The organism is Bradyrhizobium sp. P2_E8, assembly GCF_056403875.1.
Map to the genome: position 1 here is coordinate 1 of NZ_JBFUES010000230.1, position 8,686 is coordinate 8,686.

Genomic DNA, 8,686 nt, shown 5'->3' on the forward strand with positions numbered 1-8,686 from the left:
CGGTCGATGCGCTCGCGCAATATGTCCCGAACTTCATCGTCGGATGCAAAATCAGCGCGTGCTGTGGCTGCCAAGACAGAACTCGCCATCGCACCAAGCAGAAAATCCCGACGAGCAATCATTGTTACCCCCGCAAACGTAGGTTGCAAACTCTAGATTACGGTGACAGTGCACTCAACCCGCGTCAGCACCCAAATCCCTGATTGACGCCAGCTTGTCTCGGCCCTTGAATGCTTCCTGGAACGCCTGATGGAGGAACGCCTGCCCGCAGATTTCTGCGGCACTGCCTCGCGAGCGGCCGGTCTTCACGCTTTCGGCTTCGAAGGTCTAGGTCCGCTGATGCGCATGGAGGTCTTGGCCATGAGGATGTCTTCAGCGCTTTTCGCCCTTTCGCTGACGTCGCTTGCTTCAGCGGGGGCGCCCGCACAGAGCCAGGACGGCCCACCGCCATGGGCCTATCCGGTAAACCCGCCGAGTTTTCAACGCGCCCCTGACGACGGCACGATCCGGCGAGTCCCTGACAGCGCCTCCGGTTTTACGCTCACGCAGCTGCGCGATCTGTTCGCCGCTCCCGACTGGCATCCCGAAGACCATCCGGCTTTGCCGGAGATCGTCGCAAAGGGGAGAAAGCCTGACGTGTTCGCCTGCGGCGTCTGCCACCGGGCGGACGGACCGGGCGGCCCTGAGAATGCCAGCCTGTTTGGCTTCTCCGCGGAATACATCATCCGGCAAACGGTGGAGTTCAAGACGGGCCTGCGTACGAATTCGGTGTCCCGCGTCGCCACCGACCTGATGATCAAGACGTCCAAGGACATCACCGATCAGGAACTCAAGGAGGCTGCGAACTATTTTGCGTCGATCAAACCGAGATCGAATATTGCGGTCGTAGAAACCGACGCCGTTCCGAAGACACATGTCAGGGACTTGTTCCTGGCGCCGATCGATGGCGGCGAGAAAGAGCCCATCGGCCAGCGCATCATCGAGATTCCGGAAAACGTCGAACACTTTCTCAGCCGGGACTCGCGCGCTCGTTTCATCGCCTATGTGCCGGTTGGCAGCATTCAGAAAGGGCGGGCGTTGGCAGCGAGGGGCGACCTTCGCGTCCAGTGCGCCGCTTGTCATGGTGCCGACCTCAAAGGGACTGCCGTGGCGCCAGGGATTGCGGCCCGTTCGCCCACGTACATGTTCCGTCAGCTTTACGACTTCAAGTCGGGCGCGCGGAAGGGCTCCAATAGTGACCTCATGAAGCCGGTTGTTGAGCACCTCGGCACCGACGACATGATCGCGCTGGTCGCCTATACGGCGTCGCTCATACCTTGACGTTTTGTGGCTGCTCGCACGACCACGAGCCCCTTGTCGTTGTTCGGCCCGGAGCGCGGTCTCTTTGAACGGCGGCTGTTGGCCCGCAGGCGAAGATGGAGGCGACGATCAGCACGACCGTAGCCGGGGCCAGACCGGACATCGCGCGCTCGCGGCCAAATCGACGTTTCTGACCCGCAGCGGAAGTCGTCCTATTAGAAAATTGCCCCGCATCGCGCGGATCGACGCCCGACCCGCCTCATCGACCAGCAGAGCGAACGCATCGTCCAGGAGCGCAAGCTGGTCCGAGAATCGAGGCGGCGCCGCGTGCGCTGGAGCAGCAGCTCGCCCAGACCAGATCCGGATTCGAGCGACAGGTGCGGAGCTCGCGGCCAAAGTGACGCGATTGACCCCAAGCGGACTCCACGTGGCCAACTATCCTTGTTCCACGCGAACAGTTAGCCATTCATGTGTCGGCTCTAACACGCGCAGGAACTCGGGATCGTGCAGATGATACAGAATGTGGCGAAACTCTTCCCGGACCTCCAGAAGGAGATCCTCTAGCCCTTCGCCTTGCAAGGATGGATCGGCAAGTTTTGGAAGCTGCTCATGCAGAAATTTTCGTAGCGATGTCTCGATATCGGAGAAAGCGTGCGCCAACGTCGCTGCTTCTGCTTGACCGTAGCGGGCGATAACCGGCGCGGAGCCGAGCCTTTCGATCAAATCCCGAACAGCCTCATTTGTTGGTAGGAGTTCATTCATTGGTTTCAAGCACCTTGAAGCCCAATATTCGTTGTGAGTTTGGCGCTTCGTTGGCCCGTCTCTCTTTGATCCGCAGCGGTCATTTGCCTGACTCAGGTCGATATATCCAAGAGTGCCCTATAGAGCTTGCCAGTGCGGAAGAAATTGATGAGCGCGAATTGTCCAATCATCAGGCGAGTGGCGGCCAAAAACAAACGGCCCTTACGATGGTCGACTTGGATTACTCGGCCCAGCCCATGAAACCGATATATGTCAACTTTTTGAATGTCCGCATTCGGTATAAGGAATGCGTCTTCCGTCCCTCTAACATTCAGGCCGAAACCATCAATCCACGCCTCGCCCTTCGAAGCGTGCGTTTTCAGGCTCAGTTCATCCCCGACGTGGAAGAATATCTTACATCGAAACATAGCCCCCTCGTTGGTCGTGACTTACTTGACATACGTGATGACGAGTCTGTGCCACCTAAAGTCGTGGTCGGCTACAACGTTCCTCCGCTATGATTAAACGTCCGATAATGGCCCTTAGGTCGATTGAGYGCGTGTCATGTCATGGCAAGCGAGTGCCCTAAGGGCCTCACTCAGTGCAAATGACGATCTTGAAAATTGCTTGGTTGTGTGATTGCATTACGCGCGTACCAAGTGTGATGCTGGAACAAGCCCGCATTGCTTTTCTTCGATCTTGTCGTCCGTAGAATTGGCGAACAAAGAAATTAGCGTCGCTGAATGGCGTGCGACCATCGAGCTCCTTTTTGGCTCGATCGTAGCGCTTGTTATTGCAGAATGCAGATTACTGCCTGATTTGACATGTGATGGGAAGTCGCATGTATCGCTGGAAGAACGTGCAACAAAATGGCGGGGCCATATTGGTTGCCATGGCGACCGCAGTGTTGATTTGCAGCGGAGCTCTTGGCGAAACTGGCTCCCAGGTTCGCGCAGACGCCGAACGGGCGGAGCGAGCCGGTGCGCATGGCCGCGCAATTGAACTCTATTCGACGGCCATCGGCAGTGCTTCGACCTCCAATGCTGAGCGGCGAGATATGCTTAAGCAAAGAGCGTATCTCAATGAGCGCATCGGCGAGACGGATCATGCTCTCGAAGATTGGTCAAGCGCCATCGACATCGAGCCAGTTGATGCCGCTCTATATGGTTCTCGCGGTTTTTTCTATTTGCGCCTGCATCGCTACGACAACGCCATAGCGGATTTTTCGAAAGGGGAGACGCTCGACCCAAAGTCTCCAATTTTTGCGTATGGCCTCGGTCAGGTGGAGTCTGCTCGTGGAAACTACGAGGAGGCGATAGAATCCTACACAAAGGCATTATCGCTCGCTCCAGACCACGCCACCGCCCTTCTTGGGCGCGGTGAAGCTTATCTGGCCAAGAAAAGCTATCGTAATGCTCAACTGGATTTCGAGCATGTGCTCGGGTCTGGTCACGTCCTGCTTCCAGGTACGCGAGGCCGAGTTTACCTTGGCTTGGGCTTTGCAAAGATGAGGGCGGGCGAATTTGCGAAAGCTATATCGGACCTGGATCAGGGGCTCGAGGTTCTTCCCAATGATCTGAGCGGGTTACGTGCTCGCGCATTTGCGCTTCAGAAACTCGGTGATCGGAAGCGCTCGTTGGAGGACTACGAGCGTATACTGAATCTGCAGCCAGACGACAGCTGGGCGGCGGAACAAGTCGGCAAGCTGAAAATGCGCTGAGCTCGATGATGGTGGCATCATCCGAGCTGCTGATCAGCCGAACTGTTAGGTGCTTGATTTGAGTTAAGGAGTGCGGCGCGCAAGACGGAGAAGGGGGTAGCCGAAGCTCGCTCGAAGCCCGTCCCATGTCGGCTGTCAGGGGCAAACCGGGCGTCGGTTCAGCTTAGGGCCTACCGCAGCTTTTGACCCTTTTCGGAAGTCATGTGGTCGATGCGCGCAACTCCCATTATCTTTGTGGCGCAAAATTCTGGTTGGTCAGTGGAGACGCGATTGGACGCTGAATGCGTATAAACGGCTTGCTGGCTCCCGCGTGGCAGCTATTGCAGCCGTTGGTAAGCTCGTCGAAGGCGGCCGTAAATTTGGTGCTGCTCTTTGCTCTAACCGCCTTTTCAAGCTCCTCTATCCGTGGATCGATGATGGTCTTGATCATCTCAGCGACAGGGATGCCGTCAACTGTTGGAAAAAGCCTTGCGGCGTCCTCTAGGCCTTCCTTGATCTCGTCGATCTCATAAGCAGCGAGGTCCCAGTTATTTTGTTTGCCAGCAAACCATAGCTTGGCGTGGCGAAGCTGCGTAGCTGTCATGAATTCGCCAAGACCCGGTTGGTAGGGCTCTTTTGCTGGCTGCGCGGCCGCGAACATTACCGAAGCAGCAAGCGCAATGGCGGCAATGACTATCCACTTCATTCGTGGTCTCCCGAGATGGCAATTGGCCAATTTCCCAGGCATAGCTCAGGCTATCCAATTCGGGAAGAAAGCACATTCATCTTTGGCTGCCTGACACTGCGAGCCCTCACTTTGATTGATGTGCGATGATGACCGCTTCTGGCCCGAACGCGAGGCTCTGACCGGCTCTGAAGTCGTCCGGTTGTGGCGGCAGACCGGACGTGACCGGCGGCGGTCAGGACGGCGCCTGTTGGCCCGTCTGCGCCATGCGGCGATGTCCGCTACTGCGCCGTTCTTGGCGGAGCAGCGGACATCAGACGCGCCGGAGCGAAGCGCTCCGATCTCATGGGGCCGCGGCCTTAGCCGTGCCTATTCCTCGTCTTCGTCGTCCTCGTCTTCCTCTTCCTCGTCCTCGTCCACCTCTTCCAGGTGTTCGAGCACGGCGAGCGGCAGCGTCTCGCGAAACAGGTCGCCTTCGACGCCCATCCAGAGACAGATCACGTCGTCGCCTTTGACTTCTGCGACGGTCAGCGGCTGGCCGCCGGATTTCAGCATGACGATATCGCCGGCTTTCAGTTCCATGGATGGTCCTTTCGGGTTGATTGACTTGAGAAGCTAGCAAGCCGGCATGACACGCCGATCACGGGCTGCGGGATCAGTGGATGTGCTGCGGCAGCGCGCATCCGCCGCCAGGCTGCTGAAGCGCCGACGACGGAGCCTCAGGCCGGAAGCGGGACCATGACGGAGGCAAGGGCGCCTGCTCGATGGGTTGCGCAGGGGCTTGTCCGTCCCATGCGCCGCGATGATGGCATCATGCGCCTGTTTTGCCCGGCGGGTCAAACGATTTCGTAAAATCCGTAAGCATTTGATTTTGCAGCAGCCGGCTACTGTGCATGGGGTTGTTTTTCGAGTTTTTGTTTCGCGCCGATGGTTACGACCGGTCAGGCACCAGTTCGGTCAGCGAGCGGATGATGCGGTCGGGCTTCACCGTCGAGCCTTCGGGCAGGCCGTCGCCATGCACGTCGATCCAGATCGAATAGATGCCGAGGCGCTGCGGCGTCACGACTTCCCATTCGAGGTTGTCGCCGATCATCCATGTGTCCTCGGCGGTGACGCCCAGCGCCTCCATCGCGTGCAGATAGGCGCGCTCCTCGGGCTTGCCGAAACCGTGCTCGCCCTCGATCTGGATGTGGTGGAAGCGGTGCGCCAGCTCGAAGCGCTCGACCTTGGCGCGCTGGGTGTCGGCGGCGCCGTTGGTCACCAGCGCGAGCTTGATGCCGAGCGCCTTCAGCTTGTCGATCGCTTCATGCGCGCCGGGGAAGACGAACATCTCTTCCTCGCGATAGGCGGTGAAGCGGTCGGCGAGGCGAATGGCGAGGTCGTCTGACAGCGCGCGGTGGCCGGCGGCCGCGAGCGCAGCGAACCCGCCCTTCACCGTCAGATGCCGCGCCTCGGCGAGCTTCATCCGCCAGGCGGCTTCCGCATTGGCCCAGAAGTTTCGCGCGAAGGCCAGCACTGCGGTTGCGACCTGCTGCGGCGGCAGCGGCGCAAGCTCCTCGGCGAACTCGTTCGCGATCGTATTCCAGGCGATCTCGGGCCGGCCATAGGCCGACAGGATGGTGTCGTCCATGTCGATCAGCATGGCGCGGGGGAGCGGCCTCACAGCGGGCTTCATCGCAGTCATGGCCATTTCACCTCCGGCGGCAGCGACGACAGGATCGAATCCACATTGCCGCCGGTCTTGAGCCCGAAGATGGTGCCGCGGTCGTAGAGCAGGTTGAACTCGACATAGCGGCCGCGGCGGATCAGCTGCTCCTCGCGGTCCGCAGCGGTCCAGGCGCTCGCGAAATTGCGCCTGACGATATCAGGATAGATCTTCAGGAAGGCGCGGCCGACATCCTGGGTGAAGGCGAGGTCGGCGTCCCAGTCACCGCTGTCGTGCCAGTCGTAGAAGATGCCGCCGATGCCGCGTGCCTCTTTCCGGTGCGGCAGGTAGAAATACTCGTCGCACCATGTCTTGTACTTGTCGTAATCGGCAACGCCGTTCGGCTGCGCGCAGGCCTCTTTCATCGCAGCGTGGAAGGCGATGCTGTCGGCGTCGTCCTGCGTGCGGCGGCGATCCAGCACCGGCGTCAGATCGGCGCCGCCGCCGAACCAGGCTTTTGTGGTGACGACGAAGCGCGTGTTCATGTGCACGGCAGGCACGTGCGGATTGCGTAAGTGCGCGATCAGCGAGATGCCGGAGGCCCAGAACCGCGGATCGTCCGCCGCGCCCGGAATCTGCGCGCGAAACTCCGGTGCGAATTCGCCGTGCACCGTCGAGCAATGCACGCCGACCTTCTCGAACAGCCGGCCATGCATCATCGACATCACGCCGCCACCGCCGGCCGCGCCGCTATGATCGGTGCGCTGCCAGGGCGTGCGGTTGAAACGGCCGGCCTTGCCCGGATAGAGGCTTTGCGGCGCGTCGTCTTCCAGCCGCTCGAAGCTTGCGCAGACGTCGTCGCGCAAAGCTTCGAACCAAGCGCGGGCGCGCGTCTTGCGGTCTTCGATCAAGCTCGGGTCCATTGTCGATGCCATTCCGTCAGCCCTGCGGACCGTAATAGGTGCAGCTCTCGTTGCAACTGTCGCGATGGATGCTGACGCGGGTGAGCTTGCCGATATGCGCTAGCCGCTCCCAGACGAAGCGCGACAGGTTTTCCAGCGTCGGCTTGCCCAGCGCCTCGATCCGGTTGAGGAACTTGTGGTCCAGCGTCAACCTGACGTCCTCGATGGCGCGCTGGAGAAGGCCGAGATCGACCACCATGCCGGTCGCTGGGTCCGGCGTGCCGCGCACCGTCACCTCGGCGCGGAAGGAGTGGCCGTGGATCTCTTCGCTCGCCGCGCCGAACGTCGTTCCCGACAGTGAATGCGCCGCCTCGAAGCGGAACGATTTCGTCAATTCCCACATCTGTTCGAAAACCAATCCTATCTGATGCCGAGCGATTTATGCGTCTGCACGCTGAGCCGCCATTGCGGATGGCGCAGGCAATAGTCGATCGCGCGCGCGGTGTTTTCGGCGACCTCGGGCCCGTCCATCGGCTGCAGCGAGAAGCGCTCGAAGGCGAGGCCCTCGAAGGCCTCCGGCGCGGCGAGGGCCTGCGGATAGACCAGCTTCAGCTCGTGGCCACGGCGCACCACGAGCTCGCTGCCGCCCTTGGGGCTGACGCAGATCCAGTCGAGGCCATCAGGTGCGGCGATCGTGCCGTTGGTCTCGACGCCGATCTCGAAGCCTCTCGCATGGAGCGCATCGATCAGCGCGTCATCGACCTGGAGCAGCGGCTCGCCGCCGGTGAGCACCACGTAGCGGTTGGCGGCCGTTGCCGTCCATTGCGCCGCGATGGTGTCGGCGAGCTCCGCAGCCGAGGCGTAGCGGCCGCCGAGCGTGCCGTCGGTGCCGACGAAATCGGTGTCGCAGAATTTGCAGGTCGCTGACTGCCGGTCGGCCTCGCGGCCGCTCCAGAGATTGCAGCCGGCGAAACGGCAGAACACGGACGCGCGCCCGGCATGGGCGCCTTCGCCTTGCAGGGTCAGGAAGATTTCCTTGACCGCGTAACTCAATGGTCTCTCCTCAACATATCAACCTTGCGGGTTCCGGATCTGCCGCAGCGCCTCGCCTGCGGCCATCGCCGCGGTCATGGCGACATTGAGCGACCGCAGTCCCGGGGCGATCGGGATCACCAGCCGCGCATCCGCGGCCTCGACCACCGCGTCGGTGACGCCGGCGCTCTCGCGCCCGAATAGCAGGATGTCCGACGTCTGGTAACGGAAATCGCGGTAGTCGGTGGCGGCCCTGGTGGTGAACAGCAGCAGCCGGCAGCCCTCTGCCGCGCGCCAGGCCTCGAACTGCGGCCAGGAGACGTGCCTGACGATGCTGACCTGGTCGAGGTAATCCATTCCCGCCCGGCGGAAATGCCGGTCGGAGACGGGGAACCCTGCCGGTTCGATGATGTGGGCGGTCAGACCCAGGCAGGCGCAGAGCCTGAGAATCGTGCCGGTGTTCTGGGGGATGTCGGGCTGGAAAAGCGCTATCTGCATGGGCGGCGTCGGGTTGGTTGTGGGGCGGAAATGTCTCAATAAAAGATCGCTGGCGCGGGAATTCGTGCATTGCACGCTTCCCCGCCGTTAGCGGGCTTGCGCTCGCCCGGCAAGGGTGCCAATAGAACGATTCTGGACTGCTGTTTTCGCTTGTTTTGGCGGGGACAAGCGAAGTTCTGCCGCCG

Annotated in this window: 11 protein-coding genes; 3 read left to right on the top strand and 8 right to left on the bottom strand. The window is 60.8% G+C overall.

The genetic code is table 11. The features are described from left to right. The first annotated feature begins 249 nt into the window (after window positions 1-249). The gene (locus AC1D00_RS15120) at window positions 250-1,320 is read left to right on the top strand and encodes a c-type cytochrome (RefSeq protein ID WP_404558519.1); all 1,071 of its coding nucleotides are present in this window, start codon (window positions 250-252) and stop codon (window positions 1,318-1,320) included. A gap of 414 nt (window positions 1,321-1,734) precedes the next feature. Here the strand turns inward: AC1D00_RS15120 and AC1D00_RS15125 are convergent, their stop codons facing one another. Then, on the bottom strand, window positions 1,735-2,061 hold the full coding sequence (locus tag AC1D00_RS15125; RefSeq protein WP_477011219.1) for a hypothetical protein: 327 nt from the start codon (window positions 2,059-2,061) through the stop codon (window positions 1,735-1,737). On the opposite strand from AC1D00_RS15125, the gene AC1D00_RS15130 reads away from it, so the two are divergent. After that, window positions 2,061-2,561: a hypothetical protein gene (locus AC1D00_RS15130; protein WP_477011220.1), complete on the top strand. Its 501-nt coding sequence runs from the start codon at window positions 2,061-2,063 to the stop codon at window positions 2,559-2,561. The genes AC1D00_RS15125 and AC1D00_RS15130 overlap by 1 nt on opposite strands. A 320-nt stretch (window positions 2,562-2,881) precedes the next feature. Continuing rightward, a complete protein-coding gene (locus AC1D00_RS15135; protein ID WP_477011221.1) occupies window positions 2,882-3,760 on the top strand; it encodes a tetratricopeptide repeat protein in 879 nt (292 codons plus the stop codon). Between the two features lie 226 nt (window positions 3,761-3,986). On the opposite strand, the gene AC1D00_RS15140 is transcribed toward AC1D00_RS15135, so the two are convergent. The 7 genes from AC1D00_RS15140 to AC1D00_RS15170 form a co-directional block, all read right to left on the bottom strand. Further along, window positions 3,987-4,445 (bottom strand): hypothetical protein, encoded by a 459-nt coding sequence (locus AC1D00_RS15140; protein ID WP_477011222.1) that lies wholly within the window; start codon window positions 4,443-4,445, stop codon window positions 3,987-3,989. Window positions 4,446-4,793: 348 nt separating this feature from the next. After that, a complete protein-coding gene (locus AC1D00_RS15145; protein WP_092187726.1) occupies window positions 4,794-5,006 on the bottom strand; it encodes a YodC family protein in 213 nt (70 codons plus the stop codon). A gap of 349 nt (window positions 5,007-5,355) precedes the next feature. Continuing rightward, a complete protein-coding gene (locus AC1D00_RS15150) occupies window positions 5,356-6,114 on the bottom strand; it encodes an HAD family hydrolase (RefSeq protein WP_135177883.1) in 759 nt (252 codons plus the stop codon). Continuing rightward, window positions 6,105-6,992, bottom strand: a complete 888-nt coding sequence (gene hemF, locus AC1D00_RS15155; protein WP_477011225.1) for an oxygen-dependent coproporphyrinogen oxidase — start codon at window positions 6,990-6,992, stop codon at window positions 6,105-6,107. Before hemF ends, AC1D00_RS15150 begins: the two co-directional genes overlap by 10 nt. A gap of 16 nt (window positions 6,993-7,008) precedes the next feature. Then, window positions 7,009-7,374, bottom strand: coding sequence for a 6-pyruvoyl trahydropterin synthase family protein (locus AC1D00_RS15160; protein WP_477011226.1), 366 nt, complete (start codon window positions 7,372-7,374; stop codon window positions 7,009-7,011). A gap of 17 nt (window positions 7,375-7,391) precedes the next feature. Then, window positions 7,392-8,024 (bottom strand): 7-carboxy-7-deazaguanine synthase, encoded by a 633-nt coding sequence (gene queE, locus AC1D00_RS15165; RefSeq protein ID WP_477011223.1) that lies wholly within the window; start codon window positions 8,022-8,024, stop codon window positions 7,392-7,394. 18 nt (window positions 8,025-8,042) lie between these two features. After that, entirely contained in the window at window positions 8,043-8,501 is a 459-nt protein-coding gene (locus AC1D00_RS15170; protein ID WP_477011224.1) for a tRNA (cytidine(34)-2'-O)-methyltransferase, read from the bottom strand. Window positions 8,502-8,686 lie beyond the last annotated feature (185 nt).

What these genes read in the sequence shown, in the direction of transcription:
- AC1D00_RS15160 (WP_477011226.1), bottom strand. Translation starts at nt 7,374, where the DNA reads ATGTGGGAATTGACGAAATCGTTCCGCTTCGAGGCGGCGCATTCACTG.
- AC1D00_RS15135 (WP_477011221.1), top strand. Translation starts at nt 2,882, where the DNA reads ATGTATCGCTGGAAGAACGTGCAACAAAATGGCGGGGCCATATTGGTT.
- AC1D00_RS15150 (WP_135177883.1), bottom strand. Translation starts at nt 6,114, where the DNA reads ATGGCCATGACTGCGATGAAGCCCGCTGTGAGGCCGCTCCCCCGCGCC.
- hemF (WP_477011225.1), bottom strand. Translation starts at nt 6,992, where the DNA reads ATGGACCCGAGCTTGATCGAAGACCGCAAGACGCGCGCCCGCGCTTGG.
- AC1D00_RS15145 (WP_092187726.1), bottom strand. Translation starts at nt 5,006, where the DNA reads ATGGAACTGAAAGCCGGCGATATCGTCATGCTGAAATCCGGCGGCCAG.
- AC1D00_RS15140 (WP_477011222.1), bottom strand. Translation starts at nt 4,445, where the DNA reads ATGAAGTGGATAGTCATTGCCGCCATTGCGCTTGCTGCTTCGGTAATG.
- AC1D00_RS15125 (WP_477011219.1), bottom strand. Translation starts at nt 2,061, where the DNA reads ATGAATGAACTCCTACCAACAAATGAGGCTGTTCGGGATTTGATCGAA.
- AC1D00_RS15170 (WP_477011224.1), bottom strand. Translation starts at nt 8,501, where the DNA reads ATGCAGATAGCGCTTTTCCAGCCCGACATCCCCCAGAACACCGGCACG.
- AC1D00_RS15120 (WP_404558519.1), top strand. Translation starts at nt 250, where the DNA reads ATGGAGGAACGCCTGCCCGCAGATTTCTGCGGCACTGCCTCGCGAGCG.